The 18,117-nt window shown below is 61.5% G+C and carries 15 protein-coding genes; 10 read left to right on the top strand and 5 right to left on the bottom strand.

Annotation, left to right across the window (positions count from 1 at the left end):
• Positions 1 to 223 precede the first annotated feature (223 nt).
• The 7 genes from JBE38_RS08010 to tauD all read left to right on the top strand — a co-directional run bounded on the left by JBE38_RS08010 (position 224) and on the right by tauD (position 8,448).
• A complete protein-coding gene (locus tag JBE38_RS08010) occupies positions 224 to 2,548 on the top strand; it encodes a Tex family protein (RefSeq protein ID WP_060754667.1) in 2,325 nt (774 codons plus the stop codon).
• Entirely contained in the window at positions 2,548 to 2,931 is a 384-nt protein-coding gene (locus tag JBE38_RS08005; RefSeq protein WP_060754668.1) for a PaaI family thioesterase, read from the top strand. Before JBE38_RS08010 ends, JBE38_RS08005 begins: the two co-directional genes overlap by 1 nt.
• A 214-nt stretch (positions 2,932 to 3,145) precedes the next feature.
• Entirely contained in the window at positions 3,146 to 4,729 is a 1,584-nt protein-coding gene (gshA, locus tag JBE38_RS08000) for a glutamate--cysteine ligase (RefSeq protein WP_205344092.1), read from the top strand.
• A 257-nt stretch (positions 4,730 to 4,986) separates the two neighbouring features.
• Positions 4,987 to 5,964 (top strand): taurine ABC transporter substrate-binding protein, encoded by a 978-nt coding sequence (gene tauA / locus JBE38_RS07995; RefSeq protein ID WP_090367505.1) that lies wholly within the window; start codon positions 4,987 to 4,989, stop codon positions 5,962 to 5,964.
• A gap of 16 nt (positions 5,965 to 5,980) precedes the next feature.
• The gene (gene tauB / locus JBE38_RS07990) at positions 5,981 to 6,760 is read left to right on the top strand and encodes a taurine ABC transporter ATP-binding subunit (protein ID WP_060754671.1); all 780 of its coding nucleotides are present in this window, start codon (positions 5,981 to 5,983) and stop codon (positions 6,758 to 6,760) included.
• The gene (tauC, locus tag JBE38_RS07985; RefSeq protein ID WP_205344091.1) at positions 6,757 to 7,596 is read left to right on the top strand and encodes a taurine ABC transporter permease TauC; all 840 of its coding nucleotides are present in this window, start codon (positions 6,757 to 6,759) and stop codon (positions 7,594 to 7,596) included. The genes tauB and tauC overlap by 4 nt, the downstream gene beginning before the upstream one ends.
• A gap of 3 nt (positions 7,597 to 7,599) precedes the next feature.
• Positions 7,600 to 8,448: a taurine dioxygenase gene (gene tauD / locus JBE38_RS07980; protein WP_090367509.1), complete on the top strand. Its 849-nt coding sequence runs from the start codon at positions 7,600 to 7,602 to the stop codon at positions 8,446 to 8,448.
• A gap of 122 nt (positions 8,449 to 8,570) precedes the next feature.
• On the opposite strand, the gene mgrA is transcribed toward tauD, so the two are convergent.
• The 3 genes from mgrA to JBE38_RS07965 all read right to left on the bottom strand — a co-directional run bounded on the left by mgrA (position 8,571) and on the right by JBE38_RS07965 (position 12,097).
• Complete coding sequence (gene mgrA, locus JBE38_RS07975; protein WP_090367510.1) at positions 8,571 to 9,608, bottom strand: L-glyceraldehyde 3-phosphate reductase; 1,038 nt, start codon at positions 9,606 to 9,608, stop codon at positions 8,571 to 8,573.
• A gap of 108 nt (positions 9,609 to 9,716) precedes the next feature.
• Entirely contained in the window at positions 9,717 to 11,045 is a 1,329-nt protein-coding gene (locus JBE38_RS07970; RefSeq protein ID WP_090367511.1) for an OprD family outer membrane porin, read from the bottom strand.
• A 161-nt stretch (positions 11,046 to 11,206) separates the two neighbouring features.
• Positions 11,207 to 12,097, bottom strand: a complete 891-nt coding sequence (locus JBE38_RS07965; protein ID WP_205344090.1) for a LysR substrate-binding domain-containing protein — start codon at positions 12,095 to 12,097, stop codon at positions 11,207 to 11,209.
• A 122-nt stretch (positions 12,098 to 12,219) separates the two neighbouring features.
• On the opposite strand from JBE38_RS07965, the gene JBE38_RS07960 reads away from it, so the two are divergent.
• Positions 12,220 to 12,951 (top strand): SDR family oxidoreductase, encoded by a 732-nt coding sequence (locus JBE38_RS07960; RefSeq protein WP_198760769.1) that lies wholly within the window; start codon positions 12,220 to 12,222, stop codon positions 12,949 to 12,951.
• 33 nt (positions 12,952 to 12,984) lie between these two features.
• Positions 12,985 to 13,440, top strand: coding sequence for a DoxX family protein (locus JBE38_RS07955; protein WP_205344089.1), 456 nt, complete (start codon positions 12,985 to 12,987; stop codon positions 13,438 to 13,440).
• Between the two features lie 96 nt (positions 13,441 to 13,536).
• On the opposite strand, the gene betT is transcribed toward JBE38_RS07955, so the two are convergent.
• Positions 13,537 to 15,498: a choline transporter BetT gene (gene betT, locus JBE38_RS07950; RefSeq protein ID WP_205344232.1), complete on the bottom strand. Its 1,962-nt coding sequence runs from the start codon at positions 15,496 to 15,498 to the stop codon at positions 13,537 to 13,539.
• Positions 15,499 to 15,913: 415 nt separating this feature from the next.
• Positions 15,914 to 16,840 carry a serine O-acetyltransferase EpsC gene (gene epsC, locus JBE38_RS07945; protein ID WP_060754677.1) on the bottom strand — a complete coding sequence of 309 codons (927 nt, stop codon included), beginning with the start codon at positions 16,838 to 16,840 and terminating at the stop codon, positions 15,914 to 15,916.
• 166 nt (positions 16,841 to 17,006) lie between these two features.
• On the opposite strand from epsC, the gene JBE38_RS07940 reads away from it, so the two are divergent.
• Positions 17,007 to 18,002: a D-cysteine desulfhydrase gene (locus JBE38_RS07940; RefSeq protein WP_205344088.1), complete on the top strand. Its 996-nt coding sequence runs from the start codon at positions 17,007 to 17,009 to the stop codon at positions 18,000 to 18,002.
• Positions 18,003 to 18,117: the final 115 nt, after the last annotated feature.

The raw sequence follows: 18,117 nt of genomic DNA, 5'->3' as shown, positions 1-18,117 counted from the left end.
TCGGAACGCTGGTTATAATGCGGCGCCTTCGTGCAGGGCAACGTCAGATCGTTACCGTTTACTGCCGGGCTTTTTTTCACCCGTTTGTCGTGATTTTTTCAATTTCGAGGGTCAATAGGCTGCCTCTTGACCCAGGCAGCGGCGCCAGACGGGCCGCTCAACCAGCCTTGCAAGCCTTGTTTTCCGGGCCTTCGAGCTGCTTTCAAGAATTTCAGGTGGTTTTATGGACAGCATCAACAGCCGCATCGCCGAGGAACTCGGTGTACGCCCACAACAGGTCGAAGCGGCCGTCGCTCTACTGGATGAAGGCTCCACGGTGCCCTTCATCGCCCGTTACCGAAAAGAAGTGACCGGCAGCCTCGACGACACCCAACTACGCCACCTGGAAGAGCGCTTGCGCTACCTGCGAGAACTCGACGAACGGCGCATCAGCATCCTCGCCAGCATCGAGGAACAGGGCAAGCTGACCCCACAACTGGAACGCGACATCAAGCTCGCCGACACCAAGACCCGCCTCGAAGACCTCTACCTGCCATACAAGCAAAAGCGCCGTACCAAGGGCCAGATCGCCCTGGAAGCCGGCCTGGGTGAGTTGGCCGACAGCCTGTTCAACGACCCATCGCTGACCCCGGACACCGAAGCGGCCCGCTTCGTCAATGCCGACAAAGGCGTCGCCGACGTCAAGGCCGCCCTGGAAGGCGCCAAATACATCCTGATGGAGCGCTTCGCCGAAGACGCCAGCCTGCTGGAAAAACTGCGCACCTTCCTCAAGCAGGAAGCCACGCTCAGCGCCCGCGTCATCGCCGGCAAAGAGGAAGAAGGCGCCAAGTTCCGCGACTACTTCGAACACGACGAACCGCTTAAAAGCATGCCGTCCCACCGTGCGCTCGCCATTTTCCGTGGCCGCAACGAAGGCATTCTCAGCTCCTCACTCAAAGTCGGTGACGAACTGCCGGGCACCATGCACCCGTGCGAAGGCATGATCGGCCAGCAATTCGGCATCCAGAATCAGAATCGTCCTGCGGACAAATGGCTCGGTGAAGTCGTGCGCTGGACCTGGAAGGTCAAGCTCTACACCCACCTGGAAACCGATCTGCTGGGCGAGCTGCGCGACGGCGCTGAAACCGAGGCGATCAACGTGTTCGCCCACAACCTGCACGACCTGTTGCTGGCCGCCCCGGCAGGCCCGCGCGCGACCCTGGGCCTGGACCCGGGCCTGCGCACCGGTTGCAAGGTCGCCGTGGTCGACGCCACCGGCAAGCTGCTCGACCACGCCACCGTGTACCCCCACGTACCGCACAACAAGTGGGACCAGACCCTGGCGATCCTGGCCGCCCTGTGCGCCAAGCACTCCGTGGACCTGATCGCCATCGGCAACGGCACCGCCAGCCGCGAAACCGACAAGCTGGCTGCCGAACTGATCAAAAAATACCCAGCCATGAAGATGACCAAAGTCATGGTCTCCGAGGCCGGTGCTTCGGTGTACTCGGCGTCGGAATTGGCCTCCAAGGAATTCCCGGACCTCGACGTGTCGATCCGTGGCGCGGTGTCCATCGCCCGTCGCTTGCAGGACCCGCTGGCCGAACTGGTGAAGATCGACCCTAAATCCATTGGCGTCGGCCAGTACCAGCACGACGTGTCGCAGCTGAAACTGGCACGTGGCCTGGACGCGGTGGTAGAAGACTGTGTGAACGCCGTGGGCGTGGACGTAAACACCGCATCCGTAGCGTTGCTGGCGCGTATTTCCGGCCTCAACGCCACCCTGGCGCAGAACATCGTCACCCACCGCGATGAAAACGGTGCCTTCAAAACCCGCGCCGCGTTGAAAAAAGTCGCACGCCTGGGTGAAAAAACCTTCGAACAGGCCGCCGGCTTCCTGCGCGTGATGAACGGTGATAACCCGTTGGACGCCTCCGCAGTCCACCCGGAAGCCTACCCGCTGGTACAGCGCATCGCCGCCGAGACCGACCGCGACATCCGTTCGCTGATCGGCGACGCCGCCTTCCTCAAGCGCCTGGACCCGAAGAAGTACACCGATGAAACCTTCGGCGTGCCCACCATCACCGATATCCTGCAAGAACTGGAAAAACCTGGCCGCGACCCGCGCCCCGAGTTCAAGACTGCCGAGTTCCAGGAGGGCGTCGAAGACCTCAAGGACCTGCAGCCGGGCATGATCCTCGAAGGCGTAGTCACCAACGTGACCAATTTCGGTGCCTTTGTGGATATCGGCGTGCATCAGGACGGTTTGGTGCATATTTCCGCGCTTTCGGAGAAGTTCATCAAAGACCCACGCGAAGCGGTGAAAGCCGGTGACGTGGTCAAGGTCAAGGTCATGGAGGTCGACATCCCACGCAAGCGCGTCGGCCTGTCGATGCGCATGAGCGACACCCCAGGCGAGAAAATCGACGGCGCCCGTGGTGCCCGCCCGGGCTCGGCACCGCGCCAGTCGCAAAACAACGCGCCACGCAAGGAAACCGCGACTGCCGCACCGAGCAACAACGCCATGGCCTCACTGTTCGCCAATGCCAAACAGTTGAAGAAACGCTGATGGAAATCCCGGCCGGCTTAACCCAAAGCGCGTTCAGCGAGCTGATCGGCTGCCGCCTGCAACGCCTGGACGAGGGCGTTGCGGAGGTGGCCCTGACCCTGGAGCCGCAACTGCGCAACCGCGCGGGCAAGCTCCATGGCGGGGCGATTTTCAGCCTGGTGGACATTACGATGGGGCTGGCCTGCTCCAGCTCCCATGGGTTTGACCAGCAGAGCGCAACCATCGAGTGCAAGATCAACTACATCCGTGCCGTGTCTGACGGTGACGTGCTGTGTACCGCCCGGGTGCTCCACGCGGGTCGACGCACATTGGTGGTCGAAGCCGATGTGTATCAGGACGAACGATTAGTCGCAAAAGCACAAGGCACGTTCGCTGCCCTATAGCTCCCCACCCTCGATTTGAGTTAATTTCGGCGCTGCGATAACAGCGTCGGAATTTTCTTGCTGCGCTATAGCCCAATTCATGGAGTGAAGTCGGCTTTTACTGATCGGGTCATATCGACTCTAAACCAGGCGATCACGCCAGTTTTAACTTCACCCTTGTAGACCGTCCTGCCCACCCCCATATTGGGGCGACTGACGCGTGAAGGAATCCAACTTGAGCGAACTTCTCAACCGCCGCCTGGCCTTGCTCGGCAAGCGCGAACACCTCTCCCTGCTAGAGCAGTGCTTGCACGGCATCGAGCGCGAATGCCTACGTGTCACAGCTGAAGGTCGTCTGGCGCAAACACCGCATCCTGAAGCCCTGGGCGCCGCGTTGACCCACGAACAGATCACCACCGACTACTCGGAGTCGCTGCTGGAGTTCATTACTCCCGCCCTGCCCGACCCGGCCGACACCCTGAGCAGCCTGGACAAGATCCACAGGTTTGCCTACACCAAGCTCGGCAGCGAATACCTGTGGAGCCCCTCGATGCCGTGCCCGTTGCCGGCCGAGGAAGACATTCCGATTGCCTACTACGGCACCTCCAATATCGGACAGCTCAAGTACGTTTACCGCAAGGGCCTGGCCCTGCGTTACGGCAAAACCATGCAGTGCATTGCCGGCATCCACTACAATTTTTCCCTGCCGGAAGCGTTGTGGCCGTTGCTCAAGGAGACCGAAGGTTTCGTCGGCACCGACCGTGACTACCAGTCCGATGCCTACATCGCGCTGATCCGCAACTTCCGCCGCTACAGCTGGCTGCTGATGTACCTGTTCGGTGCCTCGCCGGCCCTGGACGCCGGTTTCCTGCGCGGTCGCTCGCACCAGTTGGAAGTGCTGGACGCCGACACCCTGTACCTGCCTTACGCCACCAGCCTGCGCATGAGCGACCTGGGTTACCAGAGCAACGCCCAGGCCGGCCTCACGCCTTGCTACAACGACCTGGCCAGCTACACCGATAGCCTGCGCACGGCGGTGGCAACGCCCTACCCGCCGTATGTCGAAGTCGGCACGCATAAGGACGGTGAGTGGGTTCAGCTCAACACCAACATCCTGCAGATCGAAAACGAGTACTACTCCAACATTCGCCCCAAGCGGGTGACCTACACCGGCGAGCGGCCGATCCAGGCGCTGATGGCCCGTGGTATCCAGTACATCGAAGTGCGCTGCCTGGACATCAACCCGTTCCTGCCGATGGGTATCGACCTGCCGGAGTCGCGTTTCCTCGACGCCTTCCTGCTGTACTGCGCCCTGAACGACAGCCCGCTGTTCGCCAACAACGCGTGCGGCAACGCCACGTCCAACTTCCTCAGTGTGGTCAAGGAAGGTCGCCGTCCTGGCTTGCAATTGCAACGTGACGGGGTGGCGGTGGACATGAAGCAATGGGCCACCGAATTGCTGGAAAAGATCGCACCCTTGGCCGCGCTGCTGGATGAGAGCCACGGCATCACCGAGCACAGCCAGGCGCTGGACGCCCAGTTGGCGAAGGTCAAGGATTCGTCCCTGACGCCGTCGGCCCAAGTGTTGGCGGCAATGGCCGAACGTAAAGAGAGTTTTGCGCAGTTCTCCCTGCACCAGAGCCAACTGCACGCTGAACACTTCCGCAAAGAACCGCTGCCGGCGCAAGAACAGGCGCGCTTTGAGGAGCTGGCACGCACATCGCTGGCACAGCAGGCGGAGCTGGAACAGAACGAAGTGGGCGACTTCGATGTGTTTGTTGGCTCGTACCAGGCCAGCATCCTCGCCATCAGCAACTAAAGAGACTTCAGTAGTGAGCGGGCTTGCCCCGCGCTGGGGGGCGAAGCCGCCCCAAACCCAGGCACCTCGGTCCCGCTGACACACCGCGGCGTCCGTATTTGGGGCGGCTGCGCCACCCAGCGCGGGGCAAGCCCGCTCACTACAGGTCAGCGTTCTTCTCATAAGCTAATTCTAATAAGTTATTTATTTTAGAGTTCTTAGATCATTTAGTCTCCTCACACGCCGACCCTCGGCCGCCTGATTGAGGAGCATCCCCTTTGAAACGTTTAATCCCACTGCGCCTTCTGGCGGCGTTGTCCCTGGCCGGTGCCAGCCTGTTTGCCCAGGCGGCGGATGTGACGATCGCTTACCAGACCACCGTAGACCCGGCCAAAGTCGCCCAGGCCGACGGTGCTTATGAGAAAGCCACCCAGGCCAAGATCAACTGGCGCAAATTCGACAACGGCGCCGACATCATCGCCGCCATTGCCTCCGGTGACGTGCAGATCGGCTACCTCGGTTCGAGCCCGCTGACCGCAGCCATTACCCGCAAAGTGCCGGTGCAAACCTTCCTCGTCGCCACCCAGATCGGCGGCGCCGAAGCCCTGGTGGCGCGCGATGGTTCAGGGATCAACAGCCCGCAGGACCTGATCGGTAAAAAGGTCGCCGTGCCGTTTGTCTCCACCGGGCACTACAGCCTGCTGGCGGCGCTGAAACACTGGAATATCGACCCGTCCAAAGTGACCATCCTCAACCTCGCGCCACCGGCAATCATCGCCGCCTGGAAGCGCGGCGACATTGACGCGACCTATGTCTGGGACCCGGCCCTGGGCGTAGCCAAGGAAAACGGCAAGGTGCTGATCACATCCGGTGAACTGGCCAAGCTCGGCGCACCGACCTTCGATGCGTGGATCGTGCGCAAAGACTTCGCCGAAAAGCACCCGGAAATCGTCAGTGCGTTCGCCAAAGTCACCCTGGATGCCTACGCCGCCTACCGCAAAGACCCACAAGCCTGGCTGGCCGATAAAGGTAACGTCGACAAGCTGGTGAAGCTCTCCGGCGCCAAGGCCAGTGATATCCCCCTGCTGCTGCAAGGCAATGTCTACCCGCTGGCCGCTGACCAGGTGACCCTGCTGGGCGCACCGACCACCCAGGCCGTGACCGACACGGCAGCGTTCCTCAAGGAACAAGGCAAGGTCGACGCCGTATTGCCGGACTACGCACCTTACGTCAGCGCCAAATTCATCACCCACTGATCGGGAGTCCATCGCGATGGCCTTGCTACAACTGGAGCGCATCAGCGCACAGTACCCAGGCGCCACATCACCGGTACTGGCTGACATTTCACTGGACCTGGGGCCCCAGCAGTTGCTGGTCGCTCTCGGCCCGTCCGGCAGTGGCAAGACCTCGCTGTTGAACCTGATAGCCGGTTTCGTCGAACCCAGCGCCGGGCGCATCACCCTGGACGGCGTGCCGGTCAAAGGCCCCAGCGCCGAACGTGGCGTGGTATTCCAGGATGACGCCCTGCTGCCCTGGCAGGACGTGCTGGCCAATGTCGGCTTCGGTCTCGAACTGGCCGGTGTGCCCAAGGCGCAACGTGAAGTGCGCGCCCGGGAAATGCTGGCCCTGGTGGACCTGGCGGGTTTCGACAAGCGTCGTATCTGGCAACTCTCCGGCGGCCAGAAACAACGCGTGGGCCTGGCCCGTGCCCTGGCGGCCGACCCTCGTGTGTTGCTGATGGACGAACCCTTCGGCGCCCTCGATGCCTTCACCCGCGAACAGATGCAGGAACTGCTGCTGCAGGTCTGGCGGCGCACGGCCAAGCCGGTGTTCCTGATTACCCACGACATCGAAGAGGCGGTGTTCCTCGCCACTGATTTGATCCTGCTGGCCCCCAACCCTGGCCAGATCGTCGAACGCCTGCACCTGGACTTTGGCCAGCGTTACGCCGCCGGCGAATCGGCGCGAGCCATCAAGTCCGACCCACGCTTTATCGAAACCCGTGAGCACGTGCTGGGCAAAGTGTTCTCGCAACGGCAGGTGCGCGCATGAGCAGTTACGAACTTTCCTCCACCACCACCGCCAAGCGTCCGGCGCATGCGGTTATCGCGGTGCGTCGCAGCCTGAGCACGCGCTGGATCAGTGTGCTGACCGTGGTAGCGCTGCTGACGCTCTGGTGGGCCGTCACCGCCACTGGCCTGATTGAACCGCTGTTCCTGCCGCCACCGTCTGCGGTGCTGCAAAAAGGCTGGCTGCTGGCGACCACGGGCTACATGGACTCCACCTTGTGGCAGCACTTGGCCTCGAGCTTGAGCCGTATCGGCCTGGGCCTGGGCTTTGCGGTGCTGACCGCCGTGCCGGTGGGCATCGCCATCGGTGCCAACCGTATCGCTCGCGGCATTCTCGACCCGCTGATCGAGTTCTACCGGCCTATCCCGCCATTGGCCTACCTGCCGTTGATCGTGATCTGGTGCGGCATCGGCGAGTTGTCCAAGGTACTGCTGATTTACCTGGCGATCTTTGCGCCGATCGCCATCGCCACGGCGACCGGCGTACGCACCGTCGACCCCGCCAAACTACGCGCCGCGCAATCGCTGGGCGCTACCCGTGCCCAGTTGATTCGCCACGTGATCCTGCCGAGCGCACTACCCGACATCCTCACCGGTGTGCGCATCGGCCTGGGCGTGGGCTGGTCGACCCTGGTCGCCGCCGAACTGATCGCCGCCACCAGCGGCCTGGGTTTCATGGTGCAGTCGGCGGCGCAGTTCCTGGTCACCGATGTGGTGGTGCTGGGGATTCTGGTGATTGCCCTGATCGCCTTCGCCATGGAAATGGGCCTGCGTGCCCTGCAGCGTAAATTAGTGCCTTGGCATGGCCAGGCACACTGAGTGATGAGAACTGAATTGAGCAGCCTGACCGTTACCCCACTAAGCACTGCCCTGGGCGCACAGATCAGCGGCGTGGATATTACCCAGCCGCTGAGCACCGAACACCGCGATGCCATCGAGCAGGCGTTACTCAGCCACTCGGTGCTGTTCTTCCGTGGCCAGCCGATCACCCCACAGCAACAAGCACGCTTCGCGGCGAACTTTGGCGACCTGCACATTCACCCGATCTACCCCAATGTGCCGGAACAGCCCGAAGTGCTGATCCTCGATACCGCCGTCACCGATGTGCGCGACAACGCCGTCTGGCATACCGACGTGACATTCCTGCCCACCCCGGCACTCGGTGCGGTACTCAGCGCCAAGCAGTTGCCGGCGTTTGGCGGCGATACGTTGTGGGCCAGTGGCATTGCCGCCTATGAGGCGCTCTCCGAACCGCTGAAGCGATTACTCAACGGCCTGACCGCCACCCACGACTTCACCAAGTCTTTCCCGCTGGAGCGCTTTGGCAACAGCGCCGAAGACCTGCTGCGCTGGGAAGAAACCCGCAAGAAAAACCCGCCACTGTCGCACCCGGTCGTGCGTACGCACCCGGTGAGCGGGCGCAAATCACTGTTTGTCAGCGAAGGGTTCACCACCCGAATCAATGAACTGGAACCGGCGGAAAGCGAGGCGATTCTCAAGCTGCTGTTTGCCCACGCCACACGCCCGGAATTCACCATCCGCTGGCGCTGGCAGGAGAATGACGTGGCGTTCTGGGACAACCGTGTGACGCAGCATTACGCGGTGGACGATTACCGGCCGCAGCGGCGGGTGATGCACCGGGCGACAATCCTGGGCGACGTTCCTTTCTAAAGCCCGACAAAGAACATATGTGGGAGGGGGCTTGCTCCCGATAGCGGTGAATCAGTCAACTTATGCATTGGCTGACTCACCGCCATCGGGAGCAAGCCCCACATTGACCCTGTGCTGCCAGGTTATTCAGCAGTGGATGGTTTTTCCCACAGGTTGATCCCGCCTTCCTGCGCAAACCGATCGATCTCCGCCAGCTCCTGCGCGCTGAAGCTCAAGTTCTTCAACGCCCCGACGTTTTCGATGATCTGCTCCGGCCGGCTGGCGCCGATCAGCGCACTGGTCACTCGAGGGTCGCGCAAGGTCCAGGCCAGCGCCAATTGCGCCAGGCTCTGGCCGCGGCGCTGAGCGATTTCGTTCAGTGCACGCACATGGGCGATGTTGGTTTCCGACAAGTGTTTGGCTTGCAACGAACCACCACCCGGACGGTTGACCCGCGCGTCCGCCGGCACGCCGTTGAGGTACTTGTCGGTGAGCAGCCCTTGGGCCAGCGGCGTGAAGGCAATCACACCGGCGCCAAGCTCTTCGGTGGTCTCCAACAGGTCTTTTTCCACCCAGCGGTTGAGCAGGTTGTACGCCGGCTGGTGAATCAGCAACGGCACTTTCCACTCTTTGAGCAGGGCAGCCATTTCGCGGGTTTTCACGCCGGAATACGACGAGATGCCGATGTACAACGCCTTGCCCTGTTGCACGGCAGTAGCGAGGGCGCCGGCGGTTTCTTCAAGTGGGGTGTCGGCATCAAAACGGTGGGAATAGAAGATATCCACGTAGTCGACGCCCAGGCGTTGCAGGCTCTGGTCCAGGCTCGCCAGGACGTATTTGCGCGAACCGCCACCCTGGCCGTAAGGGCCGGGCCACATGTCCCAGCCGGCCTTGCTGGAGATGATCAGCTCGTCGCGGTAGTGCTTGAAATCTTCACGCAGCAGACGGCCGAAATTGATCTCGGCGCTGCCATAGGGCGGGCCATAGTTGTTGGCCAGGTCGAAGTGGTTGATGCCCAGGTCGAACGCGGTGCGCAGCAGGGCGCGCTGGGTGTCGATCGGGGTGCTGTCGCCAAAGTTGTGCCACAGGCCCAGGGACAGTGCCGGTAGCACCAGTCCACTGCGGCCTACGCGGCGGTACGGGATAGATTCATAGCGGTTTTCGGCAGCAATGTAAGTCATCGAATCCTCTCTTGGACGTAGGCAAATAAGGCCCGGAAATAAGCTTATTCCCAGGCCTTTTAACCAGCTGAATCGCTTAAGTCTGCCTGTCCGTTTTACAGCAATTTCCTACCAGAGGGGAACGACATAGCTGACATAGAAACGGTTTTCATCTTGCACGGTCGCACCGCTGATGTCCGGGCTGGCGTGGGCGTTTTTCCAGGTCACGCCGAGGCCCTTCAGGGTACCGGTGGGGACTTGATAAGCCACGGCGACGTTACGTTCCCATTCGCTGGTCGTGCCTTGCGCCGTGCGGATGTCATCACCGTGGGCGTAGGCGGCGGAGAACGTCAGGCCGGTGAGACCGAGTTTGCCGAAGTCATATTTGTACTGCGCAAGCCAAGTGCGCTCGCCGGCGTGCTGGAATTTGTTCAACTGCATGTTGGTGAGTGCCGGGGTGTCGGCGCCTGAGCCTGGGCCCTGGCGGTTGTCACCGCTGTTCAGGCCGGAATCCAGGTAGGGAAAGTCGCTGTCACCACTGTTCTTCTGAATACCCAAGCCGACGGTATGCCCGTCAAGGCTGTAGCTCTCAAGCAAGCTGGCGGTGGTCTGGTTGATGCGCCCCTTGTTCACGCCATCGCCATAGAGACCGCTCGCGGCGTAGTCCTTGTCGCCATCGGCATTGCCGCCCACACCCAAGCTGCGGAACACGCGCACATCGGTATCGATGGCGCCCACCGACAACGCGTCATGGCGCTTGGCACCGAGGAAGAACTGCTGATAGTAGTCCTCAAGGTTGGAGTACCACAGGCTGACCGTGGTGTTCTGGATACCGGTGTAGTCCGCACCGCCAAACAGGAAGCGATCGCTCTCTTTGGTACCGCCGGCGGTGATCATGCCCTGGTCGCCGGTTTCATTGCGGATCTTGGTCTTGAAGATATCGCCGCCGGTGAAGGTAAAGTCGCTGAGGTCCTTGGACACCAGTTGCACGCCGGTATTGGTCTGCTGGTACAGGCGCCCGTCGGTGTTGGCCAGTATCGGGTTGTTGCCGTAGAGCGTGCCGACGCGCAGTTCATCCTTGGCGAAACGCATCTTGAACGTCGGGCTCAACACGCCGAACTGGTCGGCGGACTTGCCGTTGTCCAGCGGGAACATACTGCCGGGGTATCGGCCCTGGTGATCCTTGTCGTTGAGGTCACCACCGGAGTCCAGCTTCAAACCGTAGAACGCCTGCAGGTCCAGGCCAAAACCCACCGGGCCTTCGGTGTAGCCGGACTTGAAGTTGAACTCGAACCCCTGGCCCCAATCGCGAATGCTGTGAGCCTTGGCATTGCTGTTCACCACATCACGCCCCTGCTGGTTGAGATAGCGGTTGAGCAGGGTCACATCGGCGTGGCTGTCATCGACAAAATCGGCATGGGCGGACAGCATAAAGCTCGCCACGGCGACACCCACCATGGGGCTTAATAACGTCTTCATCGGTACCTGTCTCCGTCACTGTTCTGAAATGAAAGCGTCAAACGCTTCACACAATTACGCAGTGGCGAGATGACAGTTCGGAGTCAAAATGCAGCTTTGACGGATGAAATTAAGTTTAAGAAAGCCCTCTATTACGCGGCTTAGCAGGCGATTTCGAAGATTTCCGCGAGCCAGTCGACAAACACCCGCACTCTCGGCGACATGTGTCGATTCTGCGGATAAAGCACAGACACCGGCATCAAGGGAGGCGGTGTTTCGCGAAGGATTTCACGCATCACGCCCTGCTCGATCAGGTCGGCCATGCGGTAGTGCGGACACTGGATAATCCCCAATCCGGCCACCGCGCTGGCGGAGTAAATCTCCGCGCCGAACACCGACAGCGCGCCCTCGATACTCACTTCCCGCAGCTCGCCATTGACCATGAACTCGAACGGAAAAAGCTTGGCCGTGGTACGCGAAACGTAGTTCACCGCGCGGTGCCCACTCAACTCGGCCAGGCTCTTGGGTTCGCCGTATTTGCGCAGGTATGCAGGGCTCGCGCAGGTCACTTGGCGCAGGTTGGCCACACGCCGACCAATCAATGCGGAATCGCCCAGGTTGCCCGCACGCAGCACGCAATCCACGCCTTCGGCGATCAGGTCGACAAACCGGTCCGCCTCACTGATGGACAGCTCGATATCCGGGTAACGCGCCATGAATTGCGGCAACGCCGGCACCACAAAATACTTGGCCAACGTGCCGTGCAAGTCCACGCGCAAACGGCCCTTGGGTGCCACGCTGCGAAACGCCAGCTCGGCTTCTTCCAGTTCCGCCAGCAACTGCACACAGCGCTGGTAATACGCCTCGCCATCCAGGGTCGGACGCACGCGGCGAGTGCTGCGCTCCAGCAGCCGCGTACCGAGCCAGGCTTCGAATTGGTTGAGCGTGTGGGTCAGGGTCGCACGGGGCAGGTTCAGATCATCGGCCGCCAGCGTGAAGCTGGATCGCTCGTAGATACGCACGAAGACCTTCATGGCTTTCACTTGATCCACATTGACTCCTGCTACGCACTGATTGTTGGTGTTTATTGAACAGTCAAGGCAACTCTGGCGCATTTATCGGCCTGGGTAAACATGTGAACCTGCGTCCATACCCCGTTCAAGGAACCCAGACCATGACGACTCAAGTTGCAATCATCACCGGCGCTTCCCGTGGCATCGGCGCTACCATCGCCCAACAACTCGCAGCCGACGGTTACGCCGTGGCGATCAACTACGCCAGCAGCGCCACCGAGGCGTCGAAACTGGTGGTGCAACTGCGTCAGGCCGGCCACCAAGCCATAGCGATTCGAGGCGACGTCGCCAAACCCGCCGACATCAAGCGGCTGTTCGATGAAACCGAAGCGCAATTGGGCAAGGTCGATGTGCTGATCAACAACGCCGGCATCCTCAAGACGCTGCCCCTGGCCCAGCACAGCGATGAACTCTACGACCGGAACTTCGATATCCACACCCGTGGCACTTTCAACGCCCTGCGTGAAGCCGCCACGCGCTTGAACGACGGCGGGCGCATCGTCAACTTTTCCAGCAGCACCGTCGGCCTTAATTTGCCCGGCTACGCGGTGTACATCGCCAGCAAGGCAGCGGTGGAGTCCCTGACCCAGGTGTTTGCCAAGGAGATGCGCGGGCGCCGGATTACCGTCAACGCCGTGGCTCCCGGCCCGGTCGCCACCGAGTTGTTCCTGCACGGCAAGAGCGAAGAGCAGATCCAGGGCATGGCCAAGATGCCGCCGCTGGAGCGCCTTGGCCAACCGGAAGATATCGCCCGTGTGGTGGCGTTTCTGGTGAGCCCTGCTGGCGGCTGGATCAATGGGCAAATCCTGCGTGCCAACGGTGGGCTCGTATAAACCACTCAATCATTGAAAACACGGAGGTGCGCCATGCTCCTGTTGATCCCCGCGCTCGCCCCGCTTTACCGCTTCGCCGAGCCCCTGGCCTACGCACTCCTGCGCGCAGGCTTCGGGGTGATCATGGTCACCCACGGCCTGCCCAAATTACTGGGGAATGCCCATGGTTCGATGGCCGACCCGATGGCAGCGTCCATCAACCTGATCCAGAACCGCCTGCACCTGCCGCAGCCAGAGCTGATCGGCCTGTTGGTCGCCGTGCTGGAAGCTGTCGGTGGATTGCTGTTGATCCTCGGCCTGGGCACACGGCTGATCGCAGCCATGCTGACCGTGCAGATGCTGACTATTGCTTACTTGCTGGGGCCGACGTGGCCATGGATCGACCGGGGCATCGAGTACCCGGTGCTGATGGCGCTACTAGCGTTGTACCTGATGTTTCGCGGTGCAGGTCGCTATTCCGTGGACAATGCGCTGGGCAAGGCATTTTGAATGCTGCACTTCCCGGGAGTACCCGCTGCCGACCACCAGCCCCTCGGAGCAGGTGATCGGCAGCAGGTATCGTGGTAGCAGCCCAAGGCCTGAACCTCAGCGCACCAGATGCAGGAACTGCAGGTGTCGCTCGTACTGGTCGAGGATGTCGTTGATGATCTGCTCCTTGGTATAGCCCACCAGGTCGTAGTCCTGGCTGCCTTCGCTCAAGTGCACTTCGGCGCGGTAATAGCGGCGGTTGTTGATCTCTTTCTTGCCCATGCCACCGCGGGCAAACGACGGCGTGAAGTAGCCGCGCATCTGCACCTGGTAAACAAACGGGCGCTCCTCGCCATGACCGATCTCCAGGCTGACACTGTCATTGGCCGGGTCCGGCTGCGTGACCACGTTCAAGCCCTTCTCGACAAATACCGCCGTCACTTCTTCAATGGCCGGGCGCACGGTGGTGTCGAGGAAGCGGTATACCTCATCTCGTGATGGGAAGTGCACCGCCTGGCTCAAGCGCTGGCGCCAACCCCCCCGGCCTTTACGCGCCGCCGACACCGGCGCCAGCGAATGCAACTGGGCGATCTGCTTCTGCGACTCCAGGTAAAAGGCCTTGTGCAGCCCCCACATCATCAGCAGCAGGATCAACGAGAACGGCAACGAGGTCAGCACAACCGCCGATTTGAGCGAGTCGATACTGCCGGCAAACAGCAAGGCACTGGTGACCAGCGCGGTCATCGCGCCCCAGAACACCCGCAGCCATTTCGGCCCGTCTTCATCGGCGCTGCCGCCCTTGGACGACAAGGTCGACAGCACCACGGTGCCGGAGTCGGCCGAGGTCACGAAGAACACGAAGCTGATAAACACCGTGACGGCGATGACGGTTTTGCTCCACGGGTAGGTTTCCAGCAGCAGGTAGAGGCTCATCGAGGGCTCATCAATGGCCGACTGACCGAGCGCCGCCATACCGTGGTTGAGCACTTGATCGATGGCGCTGTTGCCGAAAATCGACATCCACGCCAGGGTGAATCCCAACGGGATCAGCAGCACACCGAACACAAATTCACGAATGGTCCGGCCACGGGAAATCCGTGCGATAAACAGGCCCACGAAGGGCGACCATGCAATCCACCAGGCCCAGTAGAACACCGTCCAACCGCCCAGCCAGTCGCTGGGCTTGTCGTAGGCATACACGTCGAAACTCTTGGTCGGCAACGCGCCGAGGTAGTCACCGACGTTCTGGATCAGCGTATTGAGCAGGTGCTGGGTAGGCCCGGCGAACAGTACAAACAGCAGCAGCGCACAGGCCAGCAGCATGTTGATGTCGGACATCACGCGCACGCCCTTGTCCACACCGGCCACGGCCACGATGATCGCCGCGCCCATCATCAGCGTGATCAGGCCGACCTGAATCCACTGGGTGTGAGCGATGCCGAACAGGTAGTCCAGGCCCGAGTTGAGGTGCAGCACTCCGAAGCCCATGTCGGCCCCCAGGCCGAACACCGTTGCGATGATGCCGAAGCCATCCACCGAGTAGCCGATGGGGCCGTTGATGCGCTTGCCGATCAGCGGATACAGCGCCGAACGCAACGCCAGCGGCAGGTTATGCCGGTAGGCGAAATACGCCAGGGCCATGCCGACAAAGGCGAACACGCCCCAGCCATGCAGGCCCCAGTGCAGAAACAGGATCTGCATGGCCTGGCGCGCGGCATCGGCGTTCATCGGCGCGCCTTGCGGCGGTTGCACCAGGTGCGTCAAGGGTTCCGACACGCAGAAGAAGAACAACGTGATGCTGATCCCGGCGGCGAACAGCATGCCGGCCCAGGACAGGTAGCTGAACTCGGGCTCGTCGTGGTCGGCACCGAGTTTTATCTTGCCGTAGCCCGATAGCGCGGTGACCACCACGAAGACCAGATAAAGCGTCATCGCCAGCATGTAGTACCAGCCGACCGTGTTGGCCGCCCAGTTTTGCGCCGCCAGCAGCCAGGCACCGGCCTGTTGCGGGATAGCGATGACAGTGACACCAAACAGCAGAATGGCGGTTGCGGCAAAGTAGAAAACGGGCGCATTCATGCGCACCAGGCCACTGGATGGGGTGGACGATGCACTCATGAACGATGCACCCCGACGACACGGGTTGTGGCTGGAAATAACGGACTCAGCAAAGGTAAGCCTCCTGTTGTGAGCGGGCAGCGAACCACCGGTTTTAACTTGAACGAGCGTTCAAGTTAAACATGAATCGGCGGTCCGGGACTAATCGCAGGGCTGAGTGGTAGGTAATTCCTACACTATCTCAGGGATCGGTATGACGCTCAGGCGAGACAATTCGTTCAGCGACTGCAGAGTGAATTGGAATGTTATTCCCCATGTGGGAGGGGGCTTGCTCCCGATAGCGCTGGGTCAGCCAACACATGCACTGACTACAGACCGCTATCGGGAGCAAGTCGAATCGTCGCACCGCCCCTCCCACATTCAGTCCAAGTGCGGCTTATTTCTGCGAGCCGTCATCATGTTGCAGATTGGCCTGGGTGATGTTCGCCCCGGCCGGTACGTTGCGGGTCAGCCACACATTGCCGCCAATGGTCGAGCCCTTGCCGATGGTGATACGCCCCAGGATCGTCGCCCCGGCATAGATCACCACATCGTCCTCGACGATCGGATGACGCGGATGGCCCTTCTGCAATTGCCCATCCTCATCCGCCGGGAAGCGCTTGGCCCCCAGCGTCACCGCCTGGTAGATGCGCACACGCTCGCCAATGATCGCGGTCTCGCCGATCACCACCCCGGTCCCATGGTCGATAAAGAAACTCGGGCCGATCTGCGCGCCAGGGTGGATATCGATGCCGGTGGCCGAGTGGGCAATCTCGGCGCTGATGCGCGCCAGCAAAGGCAGGCCGGCGCGGTACAGATGGTGCGCCAGGCGGTGGTGAATCACCGCCAGGATGCCGGGGTAGCACAGCAGCACTTCGTCCACACTGCGTGCGGCCGGATCGCCGTGGTAAGCGGCCAGCACATCGGTGTCCAACAGGCTGCGCAGGGACGGCAAGGCCAGCGCGAAATCCTGGATCAACCGGATGGCCAGGGCGTCGACCTGGCTGTCATCCTGGCCGCCTTGGCGCGCGGCATAGCGCAGCTCCAGGCGGGCCTGGGCAAGCAAGGCATTGAGCGCGACGTCCAGGGTATGCCCGACGTAAAAGTCTTCACTTTCCTCACGCAAATCCACCGGCCCCAGGCGCATGGGAAACAGCGCACCGCACAACGCTTCGAGGATCTGCGCCACGGCGTCGCGGGAAGGTAATTCGCGGCCGCCATGCTCGCCGCTCAGCCGGCCATTGCGGGTGCGCCACTGGTCCCGGGCGCTGCGCAGCTGGCTGACGATGGTCTGCAATTGCCAATGACTGGAACGCTCACTCACGGTATTCACTCCTGACGTAATGGCGCTCACTTTACGGTATGCACCCTGGCCGCCCTTAAGAACCAATGGTGCGATGCTAAGAACCATCCGGCATAAGCGATTGACGGTTGCCCGTTGAAAAGTGCCTGCCTATAGTCGCCTCATTACTTAGCCACCGTGCGTAGCCATGATCAAACAACAGCTCGACCGCTTTAACCGTCTGGAACTGCTGGGCGGCGCCACTGCCCTGGAAAAACTCGAGCGGCTGTCGGCCTGGCTGGGCAGGGATATCTACGTCAAACGCGACGACACGACGCCCCTGGCCATGGGCGGCAACAAGCTGCGCAAGCTTGAATACCTCGCCGCCGATGCCATCGACCAAGGCGCCGACACCCTGGTGACCGCCGGCGCCATCCAGTCCAACCACGTACGCCAGACCGCCGCTCTCGCCGCCAAACTGGGCCTGGGTTGCGTGGCCTTGCTGGAAAACCCGACCGGCACCGAAGACCCCAACTACCTGGGCAACGGCAACCGGCTATTGCTGGACCTGTTCGACGCCAAAGTCGAATTGGTGGAGAACCTCGACCACGCCGACGAACAGCTCGACGCCCTCGCCGAGCGCCTGCGCAGCAACGGCAAGAAGCCGTACCTGGTGCCCATTGGCGGCTCCAATGCCCTCGGCGCCCTGGGCTATGTACGCGCCGGGCTGGAACTGGCCGCGCAGATTGAAGACAGCGGCCTCCAGTTCGCCGCCGTGGTGCTGGCCTCCGGCAGCGCAGGCACCCACAGCGGCCTGGCCTTGGCGCTGAGTGAAGCCCTGCCGGAGTTGCCGGTAGTTGGCGTCACCGTGTCGCGCACCGACGAAGCCCAGCGCCCCAAAGTCCAGGGCTTGGCCGAACGCACTGCCGAGTTGCTCGGTGTGAGCCTTCCCGAAGCGTTCAAGGTCATTTTGTGGGACGAATACTTCGGCCCCCGTTATGGCGAACCGAACGCCGGCACCCTTTCAGCGGTCAAGCTATTGGCGAGCCAGGAAGGCTTGCTGCTGGACCCGGTCTACACTGGCAAGGCCATGGCAGGTTTGCTGGACGGCATCGGGCGTCAGCGCTTCGAGGACGGGCCGATCATTTTCCTGCATACCGGTGGGGCGCCGGCGTTGTTCGCCTATGACGCGGTGTTCAACTGAATAAACGCGGACCGAATGTGGGCTAAATGTGGGAGGGGGCTTGCTCCCGATAGCAATCTGTCAGACCGATATGTGCTGACTGACACACTGGTATCGGAAGCAAGCCCCCTCCCAC

It is taken from the genome of Pseudomonas sp. ICBG1301 (assembly GCF_016918385.1).
Classification (GTDB): domain Bacteria; phylum Pseudomonadota; class Gammaproteobacteria; order Pseudomonadales; family Pseudomonadaceae; genus Aquipseudomonas; species Aquipseudomonas palleroniana.
Note: the sequence above shows the minus strand (reverse complement) of the source record. Positions and strands in the feature narration are given on the sequence as shown.

What these genes read in the sequence shown, in the direction of transcription:
- JBE38_RS08010 (WP_060754667.1), top strand. Translation starts at nt 224, where the DNA reads ATGGACAGCATCAACAGCCGCATCGCCGAGGAACTCGGTGTACGCCCA.
- JBE38_RS08005 (WP_060754668.1), top strand. Translation starts at nt 2,548, where the DNA reads ATGGAAATCCCGGCCGGCTTAACCCAAAGCGCGTTCAGCGAGCTGATC.
- tauB (WP_060754671.1), top strand. Translation starts at nt 5,981, where the DNA reads ATGGCCTTGCTACAACTGGAGCGCATCAGCGCACAGTACCCAGGCGCC.
- tauC (WP_205344091.1), top strand. Translation starts at nt 6,757, where the DNA reads ATGAGCAGTTACGAACTTTCCTCCACCACCACCGCCAAGCGTCCGGCG.
- tauD (WP_090367509.1), top strand. Translation starts at nt 7,600, where the DNA reads ATGAGAACTGAATTGAGCAGCCTGACCGTTACCCCACTAAGCACTGCC.
- mgrA (WP_090367510.1), bottom strand. Translation starts at nt 9,608, where the DNA reads ATGACTTACATTGCTGCCGAAAACCGCTATGAATCTATCCCGTACCGC.
- JBE38_RS07970 (WP_090367511.1), bottom strand. Translation starts at nt 11,045, where the DNA reads ATGGTGGGTGTCGCCGTGGCGAGCTTTATGCTGTCCGCCCATGCCGAT.
- JBE38_RS07960 (WP_198760769.1), top strand. Translation starts at nt 12,220, where the DNA reads ATGACGACTCAAGTTGCAATCATCACCGGCGCTTCCCGTGGCATCGGC.
- JBE38_RS07955 (WP_205344089.1), top strand. Translation starts at nt 12,985, where the DNA reads ATGCTCCTGTTGATCCCCGCGCTCGCCCCGCTTTACCGCTTCGCCGAG.
- betT (WP_205344232.1), bottom strand. Translation starts at nt 15,498, where the DNA reads ATGAATGCGCCCGTTTTCTACTTTGCCGCAACCGCCATTCTGCTGTTT.
- JBE38_RS07940 (WP_205344088.1), top strand. Translation starts at nt 17,007, where the DNA reads ATGATCAAACAACAGCTCGACCGCTTTAACCGTCTGGAACTGCTGGGC.